The organism is Streptomyces sp. 184, assembly GCF_045781775.1.
Classification (GTDB): Bacteria; Actinomycetota; Actinomycetes; order Streptomycetales; family Streptomycetaceae; genus Streptomyces.
In genome coordinates this window covers 4,227,670-4,248,918 of sequence record NZ_CP123230.1, presented here as the reverse complement: position 1 = coordinate 4,248,918, position 21,249 = coordinate 4,227,670, and the positions used below count along the sequence as shown (strand labels likewise).

The 21,249-nt window shown below is 74.1% G+C and carries 19 protein-coding genes; 11 read left to right on the top strand and 8 right to left on the bottom strand.

Features of this window, described 5'->3' with window-relative positions:
- Window positions 1-38: 38 nt before the first annotated feature.
- A complete protein-coding gene (locus QBL21_RS17820) occupies window positions 39-830 on the bottom strand; it encodes a thioesterase II family protein (protein ID WP_407566460.1) in 792 nt (263 codons plus the stop codon).
- 187 nt (window positions 831-1,017) lie between these two features.
- Window positions 1,018-3,729 carry a LuxR C-terminal-related transcriptional regulator gene (locus QBL21_RS17815; protein WP_407563192.1) on the bottom strand — a complete coding sequence of 904 codons (2,712 nt, stop codon included), beginning with the start codon at window positions 3,727-3,729 and terminating at the stop codon, window positions 1,018-1,020.
- 423 nt (window positions 3,730-4,152) lie between these two features.
- On the opposite strand from QBL21_RS17815, the gene QBL21_RS17810 reads away from it, so the two are divergent.
- The gene (locus QBL21_RS17810) at window positions 4,153-4,410 is read left to right on the top strand and encodes a DUF6059 family protein (RefSeq protein WP_407563191.1); all 258 of its coding nucleotides are present in this window, start codon (window positions 4,153-4,155) and stop codon (window positions 4,408-4,410) included.
- A gap of 21 nt (window positions 4,411-4,431) precedes the next feature.
- Here the strand turns inward: QBL21_RS17810 and QBL21_RS17805 are convergent, their stop codons facing one another.
- Window positions 4,432-5,214 carry a class I SAM-dependent methyltransferase gene (locus QBL21_RS17805; RefSeq protein WP_407563190.1) on the bottom strand — a complete coding sequence of 261 codons (783 nt, stop codon included), beginning with the start codon at window positions 5,212-5,214 and terminating at the stop codon, window positions 4,432-4,434.
- Window positions 5,215-5,502: 288 nt separating this feature from the next.
- Complete coding sequence (locus tag QBL21_RS17800; protein ID WP_407563189.1) at window positions 5,503-6,003, bottom strand: pyridoxamine 5'-phosphate oxidase family protein; 501 nt, start codon at window positions 6,001-6,003, stop codon at window positions 5,503-5,505.
- Window positions 6,004-6,147: 144 nt separating this feature from the next.
- Here QBL21_RS17800 and QBL21_RS17795 point away from each other — a divergent pair, with 144 nt between their 5' ends.
- A complete protein-coding gene (locus QBL21_RS17795; protein WP_407563188.1) occupies window positions 6,148-9,009 on the top strand; it encodes an ATP-binding protein in 2,862 nt (953 codons plus the stop codon).
- A 34-nt stretch (window positions 9,010-9,043) separates the two neighbouring features.
- On the opposite strand, the gene QBL21_RS17790 is transcribed toward QBL21_RS17795, so the two are convergent.
- A complete protein-coding gene (locus tag QBL21_RS17790) occupies window positions 9,044-9,496 on the bottom strand; it encodes an iron chaperone (protein WP_407563187.1) in 453 nt (150 codons plus the stop codon).
- A gap of 279 nt (window positions 9,497-9,775) precedes the next feature.
- On the opposite strand from QBL21_RS17790, the gene QBL21_RS17785 reads away from it, so the two are divergent.
- Entirely contained in the window at window positions 9,776-10,159 is a 384-nt protein-coding gene (locus QBL21_RS17785) for an SH3 domain-containing protein (protein ID WP_407563186.1), read from the top strand.
- Between the two features lie 73 nt (window positions 10,160-10,232).
- Here QBL21_RS17785 and QBL21_RS17780 read toward each other — a convergent pair whose 3' ends face one another.
- Together QBL21_RS17780 and QBL21_RS17775 are read right to left on the bottom strand one after the other, a co-directional pair.
- Window positions 10,233-11,261: a squalene/phytoene synthase family protein gene (locus QBL21_RS17780; protein ID WP_407563185.1), complete on the bottom strand. Its 1,029-nt coding sequence runs from the start codon at window positions 11,259-11,261 to the stop codon at window positions 10,233-10,235.
- Between the two features lie 274 nt (window positions 11,262-11,535).
- A complete protein-coding gene (locus tag QBL21_RS17775; RefSeq protein ID WP_407563184.1) occupies window positions 11,536-12,555 on the bottom strand; it encodes a glycoside hydrolase family 6 protein in 1,020 nt (339 codons plus the stop codon).
- Between the two features lie 616 nt (window positions 12,556-13,171).
- Here QBL21_RS17775 and QBL21_RS17770 point away from each other — a divergent pair.
- The 3 genes from QBL21_RS17770 to QBL21_RS17760 all read left to right on the top strand — a co-directional run bounded on the left by QBL21_RS17770 (window position 13,172) and on the right by QBL21_RS17760 (window position 15,443).
- A complete protein-coding gene (locus QBL21_RS17770; protein WP_407563183.1) occupies window positions 13,172-13,771 on the top strand; it encodes a hypothetical protein in 600 nt (199 codons plus the stop codon).
- Window positions 13,772-13,911: 140 nt separating this feature from the next.
- Window positions 13,912-14,541: a superoxide dismutase family protein gene (locus tag QBL21_RS17765; RefSeq protein WP_407566459.1), complete on the top strand. Its 630-nt coding sequence runs from the start codon at window positions 13,912-13,914 to the stop codon at window positions 14,539-14,541.
- A gap of 17 nt (window positions 14,542-14,558) precedes the next feature.
- Window positions 14,559-15,443, top strand: coding sequence for a DUF3152 domain-containing protein (locus QBL21_RS17760; RefSeq protein ID WP_407563182.1), 885 nt, complete (start codon window positions 14,559-14,561; stop codon window positions 15,441-15,443).
- 15 nt (window positions 15,444-15,458) lie between these two features.
- Here QBL21_RS17760 and QBL21_RS17755 read toward each other — a convergent pair whose 3' ends face one another.
- Window positions 15,459-16,727 carry an MFS transporter gene (locus QBL21_RS17755; RefSeq protein WP_407563181.1) on the bottom strand — a complete coding sequence of 423 codons (1,269 nt, stop codon included), beginning with the start codon at window positions 16,725-16,727 and terminating at the stop codon, window positions 15,459-15,461.
- Window positions 16,728-17,140: 413 nt separating this feature from the next.
- Between QBL21_RS17755 and QBL21_RS17750 the strand changes: the two genes are divergently transcribed.
- From QBL21_RS17750 to QBL21_RS17730, 5 genes are read left to right on the top strand one after another with little or no spacing between them, the layout of a single operon-like run.
- On the top strand, window positions 17,141-18,619 hold the full coding sequence (locus QBL21_RS17750) for an AMP-binding protein (RefSeq protein WP_407563180.1): 1,479 nt from the start codon (window positions 17,141-17,143) through the stop codon (window positions 18,617-18,619).
- A gap of 49 nt (window positions 18,620-18,668) precedes the next feature.
- Window positions 18,669-18,929 (top strand): phosphopantetheine-binding protein, encoded by a 261-nt coding sequence (locus QBL21_RS17745; protein WP_407563179.1) that lies wholly within the window; start codon window positions 18,669-18,671, stop codon window positions 18,927-18,929.
- A 2-nt stretch (window positions 18,930-18,931) separates the two neighbouring features.
- A complete protein-coding gene (locus tag QBL21_RS17740; RefSeq protein ID WP_407563178.1) occupies window positions 18,932-19,990 on the top strand; it encodes a hypothetical protein in 1,059 nt (352 codons plus the stop codon).
- Entirely contained in the window at window positions 19,977-20,867 is an 891-nt protein-coding gene (gene trpA / locus QBL21_RS17735; protein ID WP_407563177.1) for a tryptophan synthase subunit alpha, read from the top strand. The genes QBL21_RS17740 and trpA overlap by 14 nt, the downstream gene beginning before the upstream one ends.
- Entirely contained in the window at window positions 20,864-21,238 is a 375-nt protein-coding gene (locus tag QBL21_RS17730; protein ID WP_407563176.1) for an ectoine synthase, read from the top strand. Before trpA ends, QBL21_RS17730 begins: the two co-directional genes overlap by 4 nt.
- Window positions 21,239-21,249 lie beyond the last annotated feature (11 nt).

Sequence of the window (21,249 nt, the reverse complement as noted above, 5' to 3'; positions counted from 1 at the left end):
CCGTACGAGGCGCGCCGTACGCGGCCGGTGACGGCGCGTCAGCGTGCCGGGGTCGGGTCCGCGGCCGTGAACGCCCGGACGTCGCGCATGAGCGCCGCGGCCACCGCCGGCTCCGCACCGTCGAGGTAGAAGTGTCCGCCGGGGAACGTCTCGATGCGGAACGCACCGGTGGTCAGCGACTCCCAGGCCGCCGCCTCCCGCGCGGACACCCGGGGGTCGTCGGCGCCGGTGAACACCGAGATCGGGCAGCGCAGTTCGAAGCCGCCTGCGTAGCGGTAGTTCTCCACGGCGGTGTAGTCGGCGCGCAGCGCCGGCAGGATCATCGCTCGCATGTCCGGGTCGGCCAGCACCTGCGGGTCGGTGCCGCTGAGCGAGGTGATCTCGGCGATCAGCCCGTCGTCGTCGCGCAGGTGCACCTTCTCCTCGCGGGGCGTCGCCGGCGAGTGCCGGCCCGAGGCGACGAGGCCGGCGGGCGCGTTCGTACCGTCCTTCTCCAGCCGGGCCGCGGTCTCGAAGCCGACGACCGCGCCCATGCTGTGCCCGAAGAGCACCATCGGCAGGTCGGTCAGCGGCTTCAGGGCCTCCGCCACCCGGTCGGCGAGCGCGTGGACGTCGCGCAGCGGCTGCTCGTGGCGGCGCTCGTGCCGGCCCGGGTACTGCACGGCGACGAAGTCGACCGACGCCGGCAGCGCCCGCTGGAGCGGGAAGAACGTGGTCGCCGCGCCGCCCGCGTGGGGCAGGCAGACGACCCGTACGCTCGGCCGGGCGGCCGCGCCGAAGCGGCGCAGCCACGTGTCGTCGAAGGGGATCTGTGTGGGCACCGTGGCCAGACCTTCCCGCGCCCTCCCGGGTGCGAGCGCGCGGCCCACGGTGGAAAGCGCACCTTGAGCACTCCGACTCGTTTCATCTCCGAGGCTACCGGCGCCGGTTGCAGGCCGACAAAGAGCTTCTAAAGGCGTCCGGTACGGGCGCGGAGGCTGCCCCTCCGCGCCCGTACCGGACGCCGTGTACGCCGCGTCAGGCCGGCAGGCTCTTCAGCCGGGTACCGATGTCGGCGCGCTGGGAGATGCCGAGCTTCTGGTAGATGCGGGTGAGGTGCTGCTCGACCGTGCTCACCGTGATGTGCAGCTTGCCCGCCACCTGCCGGTTGGTCAGCCCCTTCGCCACCAGCGCCGCGACCCGGTGCTCGGCCCGGGTGAGCAGCTTCTGGCTGCCCGCCGCGTCGTGCGCCGGCCGGCCCGCCCGCTCAAGCAGCGGTGTACGCGCCATGGCCTGGTCGGGCAGGCAGTTGCGGGCGATGTGCGCCGCCGCGGCCTGCGCCCTGCCGGCCCACGACTCGTGGCCGAGTCCCCGCAGCGCCGTGCCGAGTTCGTGCAGGGTACGCGCCTGGTCCAGCCGGTCGCCGGTGGCGAGGAGTTCGTCGACCGCCCGGAACAACAGGCCGGGGCGCTTGTGCGGCGGCGCCATCCGCGCCCGCAGCCGCAGCACCATGGCGTGGTCGCGACCGCCGTGCCCGGGGGCGCGTGCGGTGTGCTCGGCGAGCATCCGGGCGGACATTTTCTTGTCACCCAGGTGCAGCCACGCCTGGGCGACGTAGAGCCGCCACGGCACGAGCGTGGGGTGGTCGACGAGGGCGCGCTCGGCCATCTTCCCGATCCGCAGGAAGTCGGAGAGCGCCGAGTGCGGCCTGTTCGTGGCGAGATGGAAACAGCCGCGGATGCACAGATAGCTGAGCCAGTAGACGCTTTTCTCCCACGAGGGGGGAATGGGCTTGGCGAACACCCGCGCCACCTCGTCGTAGCGCCCCATTTCCAGGTGCGCGGCGGCGAGTACGGTCTCCGCCGCGCACGCGTAGCCCGTGCTGCGCTCGGTGATGACGCTCTCCACCAGCCGTACGCAGTCCAGGCTCGCCGCCAGCTTGCCCTGCCGCAGCGCGACCATCGCCTGCTGGAGCGAGAAGATGGCCTGCCAGCCCGGCGCGTCCCGGCTTGCCGACTCCTTGACCAGCCACTCGCACCACTGCCAGGCGGATTCGAGCCTGTCGGCGATGACGAGTGCCTTGATCGCGCAGGTCAGCGACCAGACCGTGGAGTCGGAGAGGGTCGAGACCTCCAGCAGGTTCTCGGCCGCGGCGGCCCAGTCGCCGCGCTCGCCGTACAGGAGCGACCCCTCGAAGGTCTGGAACAGGGAGGTCGCCGAGGCGTACGGGGTCCGCGCGCCGGCTTCGTCGGGCGGCGGGAGCCGCGCGGCCTGCCCGTCGTCCTGCTGCTGGTCGGAGTGGTGGCTGTACCAGGCCCAGAGCCACGCGATGCTGGGATGGTCCCCGGCGCGGACGTCGGCGGCGGTCGACTCGGCGCCCTGCCGCTTCAGCACGGCGAACGCCTCCTGGATCTTGCCGTAGCTGAAGAGCAGATCCGCGAGTCCGTCGTACGCCGTACTGGGCATTTTGTCCGCATGGAAGGCGCTGAGCAGCGCGGTCAGATGCCGGATCTCGGTGGCCGCGGGGCTGATGCGCTGGGTGATGAGTGCCAGCCGCAGGTATATCTCGATACGATCCGGGCTGTTCGGGCTGTTTTCCAGCGCCAGTTCGAGATATCTGACGGCCAGTCGGACGTTTTCCTGGCCGATGGCCGTCTCCGCGGCGTCGCGTAGCGCGGACCGCTGCCATGCCTCCGCCGCGTGCCGGGCGGCGAGAAGATGGCGGGCCACTTCCGTGGTGGGACTGCCCGCATTGTTCTGGACCACGGCCGCGCGCCGGTGCAGTTCGTTTCGCTGGAGCGTGCCCAGGTCCGCAAGAATTTCCCTTGGAGCGCTCCCGTGCCGGAAATTCGTGCCGTCCAGGACCCCGGAGACGCGCAGCGCCTCCAACTGCTGGTCCATGACGGCGGGTGAAATGCGGGTCATGCCCGCGAGCAGCTCGGGCGCCGCGGAATCCCCGAGTACGGAGATGAGCCGCCCCAGTTCCACCGCGGTGGCGCCGCTGCGGTAAAGGCAGGACACGACGGCGCGCCCGTACATGCCCAGCTCCGCGGAGGTCTCCGCACCGGTAGGCCGCGCCTCCATGTCCTCGTCGCGCAGGTCTTCGAGCAGCGCGCGCAGCAGCAGCGGGCTGCCGCCGCTGAGTTGGTGCAGCAGCTCGATCCACTGCTCGTGCGGCCGGTTGACGCGCGTGGCGACGGCCGCCCGCACCCCCCGCTCGTCCAGCGGACCCAGGTGGATGCGCTGCGCGTTCGGCCGCCGCAGCAGCTCCGTTTTGACCGGCTGGTCGCGATGGCGCAGGTGCGGGCAGTGGGAGAGCAGGATCAGCGTGCGCCGGCTGCGGTGCCAACTGACCGTCTGGAGCAGGAAGTCGAGTTCGGACCAGGGGATGTCCTGGACGTCGTCGATGCTGATCACCACCGCGCCGTTCTCCGCGACATGCGGCAGCGCGGCGCTGAACTGGAGCGCGGCCGTGGCCCCCGCGGGACCCTCGCCGGGCGGCGGTGCCGGCACCTGGGCGACGAGCTGCTGGAACAGGGAGATGGGCGGGTGCGCCGCGGTGCTTCTGCCCTGGACGCTGAGGATGGTCGCGCCCATGTCGGCCGCGTGTTCTGTGATGGCGTGTAATAGCGCGCTCTTGCCGCAGCCGACGCCGCCTTCGATGAGAATTGTGCGCGACATTCCGTGGAGGCAGCGAGAGAAAGCAGACCGCAGCGCCTCGAATTCGGCCGCACGGATGACGAAAGCCATACCGGATTACTCACCTCCCGTTGGCGCAATTGATTCGTCGTGAGAATCAATGCACCTGAGCAAGTCCAGGTCATACGGCACTCAGGGGAAGTGCCGTACCGCGTATTCGGTTAGTAGTTTCACAGGTTGGGTTTGGTTACGCAAGGCCGGGTTTTCTCAGACGGCGAGATAATGCGTAGGTCCGTTTTGCATCGTTCATCCTGGCCTTGTTGTTGTGCTGCGGAGTATACATCCCCTGGGACAATCGCATCGGTCCACGAGCGCTGCCCTCGGGCCGTGGGAGCGGACGCGGGCGTACCGGACGGTGCGTGAGCCCCCGGGGTACGCCCGCGGGTACCCCATGGTGGCGCCGCGGACACCCCGAACGGGGGTGACGCAGCGAGATTTTGGCGGGACTTTGGCGCCGCGCAACAGTCTGCACGGATGGTTGCTGCCCTTGCCTGGCTGCTGCGCGTGACGCGGGAAGCCTTGATGGCCCTCGGCCGGGTGTGGTTCTTCATCCCGACCTCGCCGCCCGATCCGCCCCCGCCCGACCCGCCCCCGGCGGGCCCCGTACCGGGCCACCCCGAGCGACTGTGCCCCGACGTCCCGCTGACCGAGCAGGAAAAGGCCCTGCAACGGCAGTTGGACGACATCGCCATGCCCGGCCCGATCGGCGAGGAGAAGGGCCCGGGCGCGTAGCGCCGATCCCGGCGGGATGCGTCAGTCGTCGGGGACCGCGCGTACGAGGACGAGGGAGCCGTCGTACGCGGCCTGCCCGCGAAGGGCGCCGTGGCGTGCGTCCCAGGCGCCCGAGTCGAGATCCCGGCGCAGCCGCCCGGCGTAGCGCTCCCGCAACTCCGGCGCCACGAAGCTCCACGCGGAACACGCCTGCCGCGCCCCGGGGTCGAGCAGCCGCTCCGGGCGCGCGTAGTACGCCTCGTTGAAGCCGTCGGTGCAGTCCGCGGGGACCGGCACCGGCGCCACCGTCGACCGGCCGCCGAGGACGTCCGTGATCCGGGCGATCGGCGGATACCGCCGGGCCTCGGTGTCCAGGACCAGCGGGGCGTATTCGTACAGCCAGAAGTCCCGTACGAGATCCGGGTCGCAGGTGAGGACCACGACCGGGCCGCGGGTGACCCGCCGCATCTCCCGCAGGCCGGCGGCGAGATCGCCCCACTGGTGCACGCTGAAGGTCGTCATCGCGCCGTCGAAGGCATCGTCGGCGAAGGGCAGTTGCTCGGCCGCGGCGGCCACGGCGGGCGGGAGGGAGGCGGGCCGCTGGGCGCGCATGGCCTCCGACGGCTCGACCGCGGTGACGCGGAAGCTCCCGGACTCGTACGAACCGGCGCCCGCGCCCACGTTGACCACCGTCCGGCAGTCGTCGAGCGCCGCGGCGACCGCCGCCGCGATACGCGGGTCCGGCCGCCGGTAGTCCGTGTAGCCGGCGCCGATCGAGCCGTAGTCCGCGTCGCCGGCGCTGCCGTCCTCACTGCGTTCGTGCACGAGGCGAACCTACCGCGGCCGGGCAGGCGGAAGCCCCGGCCGGAGGGGGGATCCGACCGGGGCGGTCAGAGGCGGATACGGAGGGCGGTCGCCTCGCGGCGAAAGGCTCCGTGGGGCTTCAGCCGAACGATCTTCCCCACGGGCGGGAGGTGAGGCCCGGGGACACTGTTCCCTCCGTACCCACACCCCGTTCAACGGGAGGACACCTCCGGTTGTTCCATGCCCCCGAGCCGCGGGGTGTGAAGCGCGACACAGCGCTACGCGGCGAGGGGCGGCCCCGGCGCGAGGTCAGTCCAGCCAGCGGCCGTCGCGCATCAGGTCGCGCCCGCGCAGCTCGTTCACCTCGCGCCACGACTGGATCCGCCGCGGGGTGATCCGGAACCAGCGATACCGGGTGGCGAGGCCGCGGGGGTCGAAGCCGGAGCGCGCGGCGAAGCGGTCGCCGTGCTCCCGCGGCATCGCCTCCAGCTCGAAGACCTCGACCTCGCCGTCGATCACCGTGACGTCCCGGGTGGGCCCGAGCGCCAGCCGGGCGGCGCCGGTGGCCGCCAGGTTCCGGCCCGTCGGGCTCTCCGCCGGGGTCGCCACCCACACCGCCTCGCCGTCCCAGGAGAACGACAGCGGTACGAGGTACGGCGTGCCGTCCGCCGCGGCGCTGGCCACCCAGACGTCGATGTCGTGGGCGAGCCGGTGCTCGGTGTCGCGGCGGCGCCGGTCGCGGGCGCGGGGCCCGGCGGGCTCGGGCTCCGCGCCCGGGGTGCCGTCGGCGGTCTGCGTGCGTGCGGTCATCGTCGCTCCTGATCGTCGCGAGGCCGGAGGGGTACGCGATCCGGCCGGTGTGCCCGCCCGATCGCCCTGCCACCACAGCCTCGCCCCGTCCGCCCCCGGACCGCCTCCGTGCCGACCACGGAGAACACCGCGGATAATGAGACCGTGTCCACGCCGCCGGTCTCCGCCCGCGAAGCCGAAGTGCTCGCGCTCGTCGGCGAGCACCTGAGCAACGCCGAGATCGCCGGGTCCCTCTTCATCTCCGTACGCACCGTCGAATCGCACGTCTCCGCCCTGCTGCGCAAGCTGCGCATGCCCGACCGCCGCGCCCTCGCCCGGCACGCCGCCGCCTCCGCGCGCCCCGGGCAGGCCGGGCCCGCGCCCGCCCTGCCGGCGCCGCTGACGGCGTTCGTCGGCCGTAGCCGCGAGCGCGCCGAGCTGGCCGCGGCGGTACGTGCCCACCGGCAGATCACCGCCGTCGGCCCCGGCGGCGTGGGCAAGACGCGGCTCGCGCTCGCGGTCGCCGGCGACCTGGCCGGCGCGTTCGCCGACGGCGTGTGGTTCGCCGACCTGGTCCCGGTCACCGACCCCGCGCGGGTGGGCGCCGCGGTCGCCGCCGCCGTGGGCGCCGGCGAGCAGCCCGGGCGCGACGTCGACGACACCGTGCTGGCCGCGCTCGCGGACCACGACGCGCTGCTCGTCCTGGACAACTGCGAGCACGTACGCGACGGGGTCGCCCCCTTCCTGGAGCGGCTGCTCGCCGCCTGCCCCCGGCTGCGCGTGCTCGCCACCAGCCGGGCCCGCCTCGTGGTGCCTTTCGAGCGCGCCTTCCCCGTGCCGCCGCTCTCCCGCGACGGCGGCGACGAGTCCGACGCCGTGGCCCTGTTCATGGACCGCGCCGCGGCGGTCGGCTGGCCGCCCGGTCCCGGCGCCGGCGAAGGCGTCGTGGCCGTCTGCGAACGGCTCGACGGCATGGCCCTGGCCATCGAGCTGGCCGCCGCCCGCTGGGCCACGCTCGGACTCGACGGCCTGGTCGCCGGCCTCGGCGACCAGCTACAGATCCTCAGCGGCGGCGCCCGCGCCGACGACCGCCACCGCTCGGTGCGCGCGGTGCTCGACTGGAGCCACGACCTGCTCCAGCCCGAGGACCAGGAGCTGCTGCGCCGGGTGTCGGTCTTCGTCGCGCCGTTCACCGCCGCCGCGGCGGCCCGGGTCGCCGGCCTCGACCCGCAGGACGCCGCCGTCGCCGACGGCCTCGGCCGGCTCGCCGAGCAGAGCCTCCTCGCCGTCACCCCCTCCGCGACCGGGACCCGCTACCAGGCGCTGGAGACCATCCGCCAGTACGGTGCCGAGCGGCTCGCCGCCGCGGGCGAGCAGACCGCCGTACGCGCCTGCCACCTCGACTGGTGCACCGCCGCCGCCACCGCCCTGACCGGCGCCGGGGGCCCGGACTGGCGCGCCCGGTTCGACGACCTCGCCGAGGACGTGCGGGGCGCGCTCGCCTGGGCCGCCGAGGAGCCGGGGCGGCGCGGCGCCGCCCACCGGCTCGCGCTGTCGCTGGCCGGGCTCACGTTCACCCGCAACCTGCTCGGCGAGGCCCAGCAGCGCTACGAGCAGGCCGCCGCGCTCGCCATCGCAGACACGCCAGACACGCCAGACACCCCAGACAGCGCAGACGCCGCGGACACCGATGCCGCCGGCGCCGCCACGGCGCTGCGGCATGCCGCAGCGGTGGCCGGCTGCCGACGGCTCGGCGACGACGTGTACCGCCTGCACCGCGCCGCCGCCGAAGCCGCCGAGCGAGCCGGCGACCCCGCCGGCGCCGGCCGCGACCTCGCCGAGGCCGCCACCGCCGCGTACCGCTTCTCCACCTCCTTCACCCGCCTCCCCGCCGTCGCCGAGGTCAGGGCCATGCTCGACCGCGCCCGCGACCTGGCCGGCGAGGACCCCTGTGCCGTCGCGGCCGTCGCGCTGGCCGAGGCGGCGGTGGTCAGCGACGCGTACGGCGCCGTGCAGGGGGACGCGGACAACGCCGTGGACGAGACGGTCGCGCGCGTGGAACGGGCCGTCGAGCTGGCCCGGCGCGCCGCCGACCCGGTGACGGAGTCCGCCGCCCTCGATGCCCTGTCCGGCGCCCTGAGCTGGGCCGGCGACGTCTTCGCCACCGCCGCCGCCACCCGCCGCAGGACCGAGGTCCTGGCGGACCTGCCGCCCACCCCCGCCGCCGCCCACGAGCGGACGGACGCCCTCGCCATGGCCGCCGGCACCGCGGTCGGCGCCGGCGAGCTGGACCGGGCCCGCCACTGGGGCCGGCAGCTCGCCGGCCACCCGCTGCTCGCCGAAGCCGGTCACCACGCCACCGCCTGGCTGCTCGTCGCGGACGCCTTCGCCGGCCACGCCGACGAGGCCCTGGCCCACGCCGTCCGGTACCGTGACTCCTTCGAGCAGAGCGGCGGGCAGCGGTCGCTCTCCCTCGCCGCCGGAGCCGCGTCGGTGGCCATGGTCCACGGGCTGCGCGGCGACGACGACGCCCGCGCGGCCTGGCTCGACCTCGCCGCCCGGGCGGATACGACCCCGGAGCACCGGCACGGCTACGGCGCCGTCTTCGACGCCACCGTCCTGCTCCACCACGGCGACGCGCAGGCCGCGCTGGAGCGCGTCGCGCCCGCGCCGGAGGAGGTGTGGAAGTGGGTCTGCTGGGTCTGGCTCCACTGGTACGTCGCGCTGCGCGCGGAGGCGGCGGTGCTCGCCGGCCACCCGGACGCCCGCGAGCGGATCGCCGCCGCCCGCGCCGTCGTCGCCGGGAACCCGGTCGCCGCCGCCCAGGTGGACCGCGCCGAGGCGCTGCTCGCCGGCGACCTGCCGCGGCTGCCGGCGATCGCGGCGGCGTTCGGCGTGGCGGGCAGCCCGTACCAGCAGGCGCGCACGCTGCTGCTCGCCGGCGGCGACCATACCGCCGCGGGCGAAGCCGCGCTGGGCCGCCTCGGCCTCGTACCGAAGGCTGCCGGACGGCCGCCGCGGCACTAGCTACTGCTCGCGATCCGGCGGTCGGGCTCCGCGGCTAGCTCACCGCCTGCTTGACCAGCGCCGCGATCCGCGCCTCCACCTCGTCCGTCACCTCGGTCAGGGCGAAGCCCGCGGGCCACATCGTGCCCTCGTCCAGGTGCGCCAGATCGCTGAACCCGAGCGTCGCGTAGCGCGCGTTGAACTTCGCGGCGCTCTGGAAGAAGCAGACGACCTTGCCGTCCCGCGCGTACGCGGGCATGCCGTACCAGGTCTTCGGCGCCAGCTCGGGCGCCGTGGCCGTGACGACCGCGTGGATGCGTTCGGCCATGACCCGGTCCGAGTCCGGCATCTCCGCGATCTTCGCGAGCACGTCCCGCAGCGCCTCCGCCGCCTTGTCCGCCCGCGTACCGCGCCGCGCCGCCTTCTTCTGCTCCGCGGCGTGCTCCTTCATCGCGGCCCGCTCCTCGGCCGAGAACCCCTCGTACGTGCCCGTCCCGCTCGTGCCCATGATCACTCCTGTGCTCTCGGATCCGACCCCGCTCCTGTGCCGGGCCGGTCGCCGTACGCACAGCCTCGCCCTCCGGCGCCGCGCCCCGCCTCCGTGCCGACCACGGAAGCCTGCACGGACATGACCACCCGTGGTCCGCGACATCGCTACCCGGATTGGGCTGGACGGGGGGCAGTTGGGTGTGTCTGTCCGCAATATGGCGGTGTGTCGCCTGACTTCTCCTACGGTTCACACGTTCCTCCCCGCTCTGGTGCGTAGCACCGCGAAAGGAGATCCCCGATGTCGATCCGAAAGGCTGCCGCCACCCTCGTGGCCACCGCCGCCCTGACCCTGGGTGCGCTCGCCACGACGCCGTCGCTTGCCGCAGCCGACCCCGAGGGGCAGAAGGCGGAGGCCGCGCCGACCGCCGAGGCAAACCCCTTCCCGTACCGCGGCAGGGTGCTCGGCAGCAGCGTCGTCTACAAGCGTGCCGCGCCGACGACGCGCAGCGAGATCCTGGGATGGGCGGACTCCGGGTCGATCGTCCGGATCCAGTGCAAGGTGATCGGCCAGAACGTGCTGGGCAACAACAGGTGGTACCGCGTACCGGTGCGCGGCGGCTACGGCTACATGTCCGCCCGCTACGTGCTGAACCTGGACCAGATTCCCTTCTGCCGGCGGTGAACCCCGCCGCGGCTCACCCCCGCCGCCACGCCCGGCCGGTCCCCCCGGCCGGGCGTTCGCGTGGCACGCGGCGCTACCTGGCCGGACCGCCCCTGCCCGTGCGCTGCACGGGGATGCCGGGGATGCGGTGGGGGTGCGCGCGGCGGTGCCGGAGGGTGCGCAGGTACGAGCGGGCGGTGGTGCCGCCGGCCCGGGCCGTGCACAGCAGGCGGGTGCTGCGGCGGCGTTGGAAGATGTCGTAGTCGTCGCGGATCAGCTCGCCCAGCACGGTGCGGCCCAGTTCCAGGCACTGCCGCGGCAGTTCCTGGCCGGACGGGTGCACCTGCCGGTGCCAGCCGTCCGCCAGCCGGAAGAAGCGCCGGACGCGGTCGGCCTCGAAGCGGACGGCTTCCTTCAGCGGGGCGGTCATCCGCTGCCGGGCGGCAGCCGTGATCAGGTCGTCGCGGCTCAGCCCGTGGCGCTTGAGGTCGGCGAGGGGGACGTAGACGCGGCCCAGGGCCGCGTCCTCGGTGATGTCGTCGAGGAGGTCCAGCATGGAGATGCCGTAGCCCAGGGCAATGGCCTTCACCGTGGCCTCGTCGTCCACCGGTTCCAGTAGCGTGTTGACCCAGATGCTCATGTCCCCGCTGACGGAGCGCAGGTACAGCTCCAGATCCTCGAACGTCGCGTACGAGCTGGTGTCCAGGTCCGTGCGCAACGTGCGCAGGAAGCGGCGGATGCCCTCCGGATCCATGTCCCAGGTACGTACCGTGTGGGCCAGCGCCCCGCAGATCAGCACGGCCTCCGCGGTCACCGGCCCGGCGCCCGTGCCGGCGGTCGGGGCGATGCCCCTGTCGATGCGGCGCAGCGTCTCGTGCCGCAGCGCGTCGAACCGCTCCGTGCGCTCGCGCGTGCTGTGCCCGGTGGTCTCCAGGACATCGTCCGCGTACCCGCAGAAGGCGAGCATCGCGTCGTAGTACGGACGCTTGCCGGGCGGCAGCAGGAAGCGCGCCACGGGAAACGCAGCCGAGCTGCGGCGCCTCAAGTACCGTCCGCAGGCGGCGTACGCGGCCTCGGCCTGCGCGCCGCGCAGCCCGGCGGCGGTCAGTTCATGAGCGAACACGCTGCACCTCTCCTTCCGCCGGCCACGGGCCGGCGGGCGCAGGGCCGACTCGCTCATCTCCCGGCAGCGGCGGCGCAGTTCGGCGTCGTCGGCGAGCGCCCGGCGTCCCTTGCGCGCGCAGACTCCGGCAATCGATTACCCACAGTTTCCATGTGGATACTGAAAGTGAGAAGTTTAAGCGCCAAAGCGCCCCCGCGGTACGCCCGCGCCCCCGCTCACGCCCCCTGGCCGCCCCGTCCGTGCCTCCGCCGGGCCCGCCGTGCCGGCGCTGTGGTCAGCCGGTGGTCCGGCCGTCGTTCTCCGCGGTGGCGCGCGCCAGGCCCAGCGCGTACTGCGGCCACCATTCGCCGGCCGGCGGTCCGCCGCGGCAGGTGCCGTCGGACTCCCCGGGCCGCTTGACCCACAGGTACGCGGCCACGCCCTCGGCACCGGTCTGCGTCGTCGGCGGCCGGCCGAGCGCGCGGCCGGGCGGGTTGCACCACGCGTCGGCGGTGCCGCCGCGCAGCGGGCCGTTGCCGTTGCGGCTGGTGTCGACGACGAAGCGGGCGCCGCCGAGCAGGCTCGACAGTCGGCGGCCGTAGCGGATCTCCGACTTCGTGGTCTGGAAGTTGGACACGTTCAGCGCGAAGCCGTCGGCCCGGTCGATGCCCGCGGCGCGCAACGAGCGGGCCACGTCGGGCACGTTGGCGATCCAGCGGGAGTGGCCGGCGTCCACGTAGACCTCGACCCCGGGGTGCTGCTTGAGCCGCTCGATCGCCCCGGTCAGCAACTCCAGGCGCTCCCGGTGGTACTCCGGCGGCGTGCAGCCCGCCACCATGTGCGCGACGGCGTCCGGCTCCAGGACCACCAGCGCTTCGCCGTCCCCGATGGCGTCCGCGAACGCGCCGATCCACGCGCGGTACGCCGCGGCGTCCGCCGCACCCCCGGCGGAGTGCTGCCCGCAGTCGCGGTGCGGGATGTTGTACGCGACGAGCACGGCCCGGCGCTTGGTCGCCGCCGCGCCCGCGACCGCCCGCTCCACGTCGGCGCGCGGGTCGTCCCACGCCGGCCAGGTGGCCGTCGGATGCTCCGCGATACGCTCCAGCAGCTCCGCGTCCGCGGAGCGTCCCTGCTGCTTCCACTCCCGTACCTGCCGTGCGGCGGGGGAGTCGGGGTCGACCCAGAACGGCGACGCGGACGGCGCCGCCGGATCCACCCGCCCGCGCGCGGCCTCCCCGGCGCCGGCCGGGGGCGGGCAGCCGAGGACGATTCCGGCAAGCACGACGCACACGAGCGTACGGATCCGCGCTGACATCTCTTTCCTCTGCGAATAGGCGCCGGCAAACGGTCGTGATCATGGCACGGGCGCCCGCCCACGCGCCGTAACCGGCGATCCCGCCCCGCGCCCCGACACCCGACCGGACGAGCCCTCGCCCCGGCCGCCGCCTACCGTGCCTTCACCCGAACGGGGTACGCCCGCCAAAAGCCGTACCGCAGCGCGCACATCGCCCCTGAGCTGCACCGACACGGCGATCAGCGGTCAGCGCGACCGCTCCCGCGGCCCGTACGGGCGGGGCATGGATATGCACCGCGCCGAATTCCCCGTTCTCCTCGAATCAGCGGCAATTCCCCTTCCGCAACGCCCGGATGCCGCGCCCGGCACCACTTCTGGAGGACCCGGCCATGCCCTGCATATCCGCCGCGGCACCGGCCGCGTCCGCCGAGCCGGGATGAAGCCTCCGTGCGGTACTCGCCGGGCTTGATCCCTTCCGTGGGGTAAAAGCGCCGACACCGGCGGGTGCCGCACGGAGTTCTCTGCGCCAATGCGGTGACGCACGCCGTGGCGCGGCCGGGCCAGAGCCCGGATCACGCATGCGAAAAGTAGGTTATGTAGCTAATCATCCACTATGCGCATGCAAGCGATGGGGCCAATGAAGAAAATTGCGAAGTTCCTTGACCTGCCGCTGGTTCAGCGGTTCCTGGGCAACCGCTGGGCGATCGGAGCCGCGTGCGCCCTCATGGTCGCCTCGGGGGTGGTGGCCGCCATGCTGACGACGGGCGGACCCGAGCCGGTCAGCGACGCCAAGCAGTCCGTACGGGACACCGCGGCCGAGGCCGCCCAGCCCGGGAAGCAGGAGGACCGGAAGGAGGCCGCCGCCGAACCCCGGCGTCAGGCGCAGGAGTCGGCGAAGCACGGCGAGCAGCCCCCCGCGACCTCCGGCGGCGAGCACCACCCGCCGCGCCGGTCCGCCGGCGACAGGCACCGGCTGGGCACGTCCTTCGACAACGGCACGGTCTTCGTCGGCGGCGCCGTCGCGCCCGGTACGTACGCGACGCGGGGCTCGAACGGCGATTCCGGTGGCTGCCGGTGGTCGCGGCTGGCCGACAACGGCGGCGAACTGGTCCCGATCATCAGCGGCTCCACCTGGGGACCCACCCGCATCACGGTCCACCACGGCGACTTCGTGCGGAGCACGGGCTGCCAGACCTGGAACCGCATCCACTCCGCCGGCGGGCACGGCGGCAAGTAGCCGCGGCCCCGCCCCGCCCGCGCGCCGCCTTGCGCGTCACCCGTTTGCCACGCGCGTACGGCGAGGCTGCCGACGCCGTCGCCGCCAGGGTGGAGGCGTACGCGCAGGCGCGTGTGGAGCGGTGGCGAGGAGTGGTGGCGATGCAGGCGGTGGCGAGAACGGCGAAGGCGGTGGCGCGGCGCCGGGTCAGAGCGGCGCTGGCCGTCGTGCCCGCGGCGGTGGCGCTGCTGGCGACCGGGGCGGCCGTCCCGGCGCCGGCGGCGGCCGCCCCGGGCGACGGCCCCGATGTCGTCGCACGCGAGGCGCACTTCCTGCCCCCGGCCAAGGCCGCCCCGGGCGACGGGCTCACGTACGACCCGGCGCTGGTGCCCGTGGGCGCCGGCGTCAACGTGCTGGAGGTGGCCCGCGACGGCAGGACGAGCATCCGGCTCGGCCTGACCGGCCTGCTGCCCGGCCGCACGTACGGCGCGCACGTCCACACCAAACCCTGCGGCGCCACCCCGGACCTCGCCGGGCCGCACTACCAGGACGAGCCGGACCCCGTGCAGCCGTCCGTCGACCCGGCCTACGCCAACCCCGAGAACGAGGTCTGGCTCGACTTCACCACCGACGGCCGGGGCAACGCCTACACCTCGGCGCGGCAGGACTGGCGGTTCCGGGCGGGCGAGGCCCGGTCCGTCGTGGTGCACGAGCACGCGACGATGACGCACCCGGGCGAGGCCGGCATGGCGGGCGCGCGGCTGGCGTGCCTGTCGGTGCCGTTCGAGTAGCGGGGGTGTGGTCCGGGTTGGCCGGTCTTACGCGCCTCGCGGCGCGCGCCGTGGCGCTCGCGCTCCTCGGCGCCGCCGGGGTCGTGGCCTGGTTCTTCACGCTCCCCCCGAGCCTCCTCCCCGACGCCCTGCGCGCCCACGCGCCGCAGGCCGCCGCCGAGGACGCCAAGCCGCCGCCGCTCCGGGCGGAGCAGAGCACGTCCGGCTTCCACCTGCCCTACCGCCCGCCGGCGACCGGGCCGCGGCACAGCTCCGGCTTCGCCGTCGGCGGCTCGGCGGACGTACCAGCCCTCGGGGACATGATGTACCGGCGGTGGATGGGCGAGACGTACCCGGTCCCCGCGGAACTGGAGGGCCCCGGCACGTTCACGACCGTGCCGGGGCACGATCCGGCCCCGGGCGACGGCCGGATGATGCGCTACCGCGTCGACGTCGAGGACGACGTGCCGCTGGACGGCCGGCTGTTCGCCCGGGCCGTACACGAAACCCTCAACGACGAGCGGAGCTGGGGCGGGTCCGGCCGGCGGACCTTCGAGCGCGTCGCGGCCGGGCCCGCCGACTTCGCCGTCACCCTCGCCAGCCCCGGCACCACGGGGGAGTGGTGCGCCCTCTCGGGCTTCGACACCACCGTCGACAACGTCTCGTGCGACTCCGGCCTGACCGAGCGCGTCCTCATCAACGCCTACCGCTGGGCCCAGGGCTCGCCCACCTACGGCGACGACATCCACGGCTACCGCGAGATGCTCGTCAACCACGAGGTGGGCCACCGCCTGGGGCACCTGCACGACCACTGCGTACGGGACGGGGCGCGCGCGCCCGTCATGATGCAGCAGACGCTCTCCCTCACCACGGCCGGGGCGCGGTGCGAGACGAACCCCTGGCCGCACCCGGACCGGGGCTGACCGGCGGCCCGCCGGTCACATCTCGTCCTCCACCACCCGGTTCCGGCCCGCGACGAGGCCGACCGCGCAGCCCGCGACCATGAGCGCCGCCAGCAGCGCGAGCGGCGCGTGCCAGCCGCCCGTCGCGCCGTAGAGCGTGCCCACGACGAGCGGCCCGGGGACCGAGATCAGATACCCGGTCGACTGCGCGAAGGCGGACAACTGCGCCACGCCCGCGCTGGTCCGCGCACGCATCCCGATCAGCGCGAGGACGAGGGTGAACGCGCAGTTGGCGACCGCCAGCAGCAGCGCCCACACCACCGCGCCCGCGGCCGGCGCCAGCCACAGCCCCGCGTACCCGCCGAGCCCGCACAGGCACAGCACCACGACGATCGGGCCCTGGTGCGCGAAGCGCGCGGCGAGCTGCGGCATCACCAGCGCCAGCGGGACGCCGACGCCCATGACGACGGCCAGCAGCAGCCCCGCGGCGTCCGCCGACAGGCCGGCGTCGCGGTAGATCTGCGGCAGCCACCCCATGATCGCGTACGCGGCGGTGGCCTGGAAGCCGAAGAAGACCCCGAGCGCCCACGCGGTCGGGCTGCGGGTGATCCGCAGCGGCGGACCGTCCCCCTCCGCCTCGACCGCCGTCGCACCGCCTGCCGGCCGCCGCCCCCGCCGGCCCGGCAGCAGCGCCGCCCACGGCAGCACGGCGACCGCCGCGAGCAGCGCCCACGACCCCAGGCCGAGCCGCCAGTTGCCGCCCAGCGCGTCGGTGACCGGGATGGTGAGGGCGGCGGCAGCGGCGGTGCCCAGGGTGAGGACCATCGAGTACAGGCCCGTGAAGAGGCCGACGCGGTCGGGGAACCACCGCTTGACGACGGCCGGCAGCAGCACGTTGCTCACGGCGATACCGCCCAGCGCCACCGCGCCGGCCAGCGCGAACGTCACCGGGCCGGTCGCCGTCGTACGCAGGGCCAGGCCCGCGGTGAGTGCCGCGCCGGCGCCGCACAGCACCGCGGCGAGCCCGAAGCGGCGCGCCAGCCACGGGGCGAGGCCGCCGAAGACGGCGAAGCAGAGGCCCGGCATGGCGGTGAGGAAGCCGGCGGCGGCGCCGCTCAGCCCGAGGCCCGCCCGTACCTCCTGAAGCAGGGCGCCCAGCGAGGTGATCGCGGGGCGGAGGTTCACGGCGGTCAGGAGCAGGGCCGCCACCATGATCCACCGCCGCCGGGCGGAGGACCGCGCGCGTAGGGACGACGCGGCGGCGTCCTTGCCGACCGCGGTGCCGGGGGAGTTCTCGCGCAGCATCACACTCGCCTGAAGACGTGGGGGAGGGGAGGTGAGAAAAGACGTTCTCGGTGCGCCGGTCGCGGCACCGTCCGGGAAAGGCTAGTGGCCGGGCTGCGCCGCGGGCGACCCCCGTTGACCCAACTCAGTGGCGAGTGCTACGGGAATGCGGCGCCGGCACAATGCGCGCACGCGGAATTGAGGTCCCCCTAACCCGTTCAGCGCACCCCCGCGCGCGCCCCCGAAAATCCCCTGACTCCTGCCCACCGCAAGCAATTTCCCGGGAATGTGGCTGATCAACGGGCCCTGTCCCGCGACCGGAGACTTCTCACCGGCGGACCGAACAGGCTCGTTCGAGATGCGGCAGCGCGCAATCTGTTCTCATCCTGGGTGCGGCGGACAGCCCGTCGAACATAAATGTGGAGGACTCCCGCATGGCTCTGCCGCTGGCGGAACGAATAGCGATGGTCGCCCGTCGGCACCCGGAGAACCCCGCCCTGTTCCGGCAGGGCCGCGCGGTGTCGTACAGGGAACTGCTGGCGATGGCCCGTGCCGCGGAGAAGAGCATCGCCGCGCTTCGCATTCCCGAGGGCCGTCCCGTCGCCGTCGTCGCCGCGAAGTCCCCCGAGACCATCGCCGTACTGCTCGCCTGCATGCGCACCGCGAGGCCGGCGCTGGTGCCCTCCGCCGACGTGGCGGACAAGCCGCTGCACCAACTCCTCGCCGATACCGGCGCACGCATGCTCCCCGACCCGCACGCCCTCGTCAGCGGCACCGCGCAGCCGGTCGCCGCCGGGCCGGAGGAGCCGGCCGAAGGGCGGGTGCCCGACGGCACCGCGCTGATCCTGACCACCTCCGGGTCCACGGGGTTCCCCAAGGCGGTGCCCCTGCCCGGTGCGGCGGTCGGCGCCTTCGCGGAGTGGGCCGCGACGCGGTTCGGCATCCGCGGCGACACGTCCGTACTGAGCTACGCGCCCCTCAACTTCGACCTCAGCCTGCTCGACGTCTGGACCACCCTCGCCCGCGGCGGCCGCGTCGCCCTGGTCGAGCAGGACCGCGCCGCGCACCCCCGCCACCTGCTCTCGCTCCTCCGGCAGTGCCCGGTGCAGGTGGTCCAGGGCGTGCCGATGCTCTTCCAGCTCCTCGGCGCGGCCGAAAAGCACGCCGGCGGGGAGGAGTTCGCGACGGTCAGAGACGTCCTCGTCACCGGCGACGTGCTGTCCCCCGACGGCCTCGCCGTGCTACCCGGCCTCTTCCCCCGGGCACGTATGCACAACGTCTACGGCTGTACGGAGACGAACGACACCTTCGTCCACGAGATGGACCCGACCGGCGACCTCGCCCGCTACGGCGCCGTGCCGATCGGCCGCCCCGTCGAAGGCGTCGCCGCGGACATCCGAGCCGAGGACGGCAGCGTCCTCGACGGGCCGGGACGCGGCGAGCTGATCGTCAGCTCCCCCTTCCAGACCAGCGGATACCTCGACCGGGCACACCAGGCCAAGGCGTTCGTCAGCCACCCCGGCGCCACCACCCCCGGCACGTACTACCGCACCGGCGACCTCGTGACCCGCCACCCCGACGGCGTGCTCACCCTCGACGGCCGCAGCGACTTCGTGGTCAAGGTCCGCGGCATCCGCATCAACACCGCCGCCGTCGAGGGCGCGCTGCGCTCCCACCCCGAGGTCGCCGACGCCGTCGTCCTCGCCCTGCCCGACGAGCGGACCGGCAGACGGCTCCACGCGGTCGTCCACCGCGCCGCCGGCTCCCTGCTCAACAGCCTGCGGCTGCGCGAGCACGTCGCCGCGGAACTGCCGCGCGCGGGCATCCCCAGCGGCATCGAGTTCGTGGACGCGCCGCTGCCGCGGACCACCACCGGGAAGATCGACCGCCGGACCGTGGCGAACAGCCTCTGACCGCAGAACCCGTACAAGATCGCAGACCCCGTCCAAGGAGGAACAAGGAATGTCCCGCATCGATGCCATCAAGCACCATCTGGTCGAGGAGTACCAGATGGACATCCCGCCCGCCGAGCTGGCCGACGACTACGACCTGCTCCACAACGGCGTGATCGACAGCCTCGCGCTGCTCACCCTGGTGAGCTGGCTGGAGAACGAGTACGCCCTCGACATCGACGCCATGGACGTCGTCCCGGACAACTTCCGGACCGCGGCGTCGATCGACGCCTTCGTGGCATCCGCCGCCCCCGCGGTGAAGGCCGGCTGACCGTGCCCACCGACGTACTGCCCGCCCTCGTCGCCCACCGCCCGGTGGACGAAGCGAGCTGGCACGACCTGTGGGAGCGGGCCGCACACAAGGCCCTCCTGCCCGGCGAGGCCCTCGGCGTCGTCGCCTCCCTCACCACCCGGCTGCCCGACGCGGACACCGTCGTCGCCCTGCTCGACTCGCTCGACGCCCGGCGCGACCCCCTGCCCGCCGACTGGCCCGGCACCGTCAACCTCGTCGGCACCGGCGGCGGCCCGCCCACGTTCAACGTCACCACCGCCGCCGCCCTGCTCGCCGCGGCCATGGGCGTCCGCGTCGTCAAGACCGGCTCGCGCAGCTACACCGGCCGCTCCGGCTCCCTCGACACCCTGGAGCGCCTCGGCATCGCGACAGCCGGAAGCTACGCCGAGTGCGAGGACATGCTCGCCGCCCACGGCATCGCCTTCGCGGGCGGCTTCGTCTACCCCGTCGAGCTGACCCGGCTGGCGCGCGCGGTCCTGCCGTACGGCATGAAGCAGGTCGGCGGCGCGTTCAACCGCCTCGGCCCGTTCCTCGCCGCGGTGCCCGTCGGCGCCCAGCTCACCGGCGTCACCGACCCCGGCCTCTACGCCGTCGCCACCCGCGTCGCCGACAGCCGCCCCCGCCGCGGCATCTGGCTGACCCGCAACGACCTCGGCGCGGACGAACTGCTGAGCTTCGCCGCCAACACCGTACGGCCCGGCCCCGGCCGGTCCGAGACGGCGGTCGCGCCCGGCTTCGCCGGCGGCGGCCACCCGCACGCCGGCACCCTGGACGACCTGCGCCCGGCCGCCGCCGGCCAGGCCGTCGAGACGCACCTGCTGGCGCTGCTGCGCGGCGACGGCCCGGCCGCCGCGCTGGAGACCATCTGCCTCAACGCGGCCGCCGCCGCGGTCGCGGCGGGCGCGGACCGCAGCCTGCCCGAGGCGTTCCACGCCGCGCAGGAGGCGCTGCGCGACGGCGCCGCGGCCCGGCTCGTCGAGCGGCTGCGCGCACGCCGCGGGACGGAGACGGCAAGGCAGGTGGCCGGTGCCCGCGCCTAGCGACCATCTCACCCGCCGACCGCAGCCCCCGCCCGGCGACGACCCGTTCTTCCCCGGCCGTACGCCCCGGGACCCCGGCCTCGCGCTCTTCCTCAACGCCGGGGACCCGGGCCTGGACCGCACCCACGACCTCCTGCTGCTCTTCGACGACCTCGGCGTCGACTGCGTCGAACTCGCCGTGCCGTTCCCCGACTCCGCCACCGACGGCCCCGTCGTCCGCGCCTCCGCCCAGCGGGCGCTGGCCGCCGGCACCGGCGTGGACGAGGTGATGGCCCTCGTGGAGCGCGTACGGCCCCGGCTGCGGCACACCAAGATCGCGCTGCTCGCCGACTGGCGGTATTCGGTACGCCCCCTGGGCGTCGAGCCGTTCCTGCGCCGCAGCCGCTCCGCGGGCGCCGACGCCGTACTCCTGCACGGCCTGCCCCCGCGGGCGGCCGACGCCTACTGGTTGGCCGCCGAGCACACCGGCCAGCGCGTCGTCACCACCTGCTACGCCAACTCCCCCGGGGACGTGCTGGCGCGCGCCGCACGGCACTCCACCGCGTACATCTACCTCGTCGCCAGCTACGGCCGCTCCGGCACGGCCCCGCCGCCCGACCCCGCCCGCCTGCGCCCGGCCGTACGCGCCCTGCACCGCACCGCCGCCGCCCCGGTCGCCGTCGGCTTCGGCGTGCGCACGCGCCACGACGTCCGCGCCGTCGGCTCGCTCGGGGCCCAGGCCGCGATCGTCGGCAGCGCCCTCGTCGGCCGTATCGCGCAGGCCCACCAGCAGGGCGGAGACCTCCTGCGGGACATCGAGCAGTTCGTCACCGGACTGCGGCCCGCGGCCGGCTTCCGCCCCGAAGAAAGGAACACCGCGAAGGGAGCAGAAACGTGATTGTGAAAAGACTGAAGGACGCCCTCAACGTCGACTGGGGAAACGGCATCAGCCGGCGTTTTCTCCTGGAGGCCGACGACATGGGCTACTCGGTCACCGACACCATTGTGGAGGCAGGAACCAAGTCCCTCCTCGAATACCGCCACCACCTCGAAGCCTGCTACTGCATAGCGGGCAGCGGCCAGGTCGTCGACATGGCCGGCAACACCCACCCGCTGGAACCGGGCGTGCTCTACGCCCTCGACCAGCACGACGCCCACTGGCTCATCGCCAGCCCGGAGGAGAACCTCCGCCTCGTCTGCGTCTTCAGCCCCGCGCTGAAGGGTGACGAGACCCATTCCCTGGACGGTGCAGGACCCTCCTGCTACTGACCGCCAGGAAC

What these genes read in the sequence shown, in the direction of transcription:
- QBL21_RS17750 (WP_407563180.1), top strand. Translation starts at nt 17,141, where the DNA reads ATGGCTCTGCCGCTGGCGGAACGAATAGCGATGGTCGCCCGTCGGCAC.
- QBL21_RS17785 (WP_407563186.1), top strand. Translation starts at nt 9,776, where the DNA reads ATGTCGATCCGAAAGGCTGCCGCCACCCTCGTGGCCACCGCCGCCCTG.
- QBL21_RS17815 (WP_407563192.1), bottom strand. Translation starts at nt 3,729, where the DNA reads ATGGCTTTCGTCATCCGTGCGGCCGAATTCGAGGCGCTGCGGTCTGCT.
- QBL21_RS17810 (WP_407563191.1), top strand. Translation starts at nt 4,153, where the DNA reads ATGGTTGCTGCCCTTGCCTGGCTGCTGCGCGTGACGCGGGAAGCCTTG.
- QBL21_RS17775 (WP_407563184.1), bottom strand. Translation starts at nt 12,555, where the DNA reads ATGTCAGCGCGGATCCGTACGCTCGTGTGCGTCGTGCTTGCCGGAATC.
- QBL21_RS17790 (WP_407563187.1), bottom strand. Translation starts at nt 9,496, where the DNA reads ATGGGCACGAGCGGGACGGGCACGTACGAGGGGTTCTCGGCCGAGGAG.
- QBL21_RS17745 (WP_407563179.1), top strand. Translation starts at nt 18,669, where the DNA reads ATGTCCCGCATCGATGCCATCAAGCACCATCTGGTCGAGGAGTACCAG.
- QBL21_RS17800 (WP_407563189.1), bottom strand. Translation starts at nt 6,003, where the DNA reads ATGACCGCACGCACGCAGACCGCCGACGGCACCCCGGGCGCGGAGCCC.
- QBL21_RS17755 (WP_407563181.1), bottom strand. Translation starts at nt 16,727, where the DNA reads ATGCTGCGCGAGAACTCCCCCGGCACCGCGGTCGGCAAGGACGCCGCC.
- QBL21_RS17765 (WP_407566459.1), top strand. Translation starts at nt 13,912, where the DNA reads ATGCAGGCGGTGGCGAGAACGGCGAAGGCGGTGGCGCGGCGCCGGGTC.
- QBL21_RS17770 (WP_407563183.1), top strand. Translation starts at nt 13,172, where the DNA reads ATGAAGAAAATTGCGAAGTTCCTTGACCTGCCGCTGGTTCAGCGGTTC.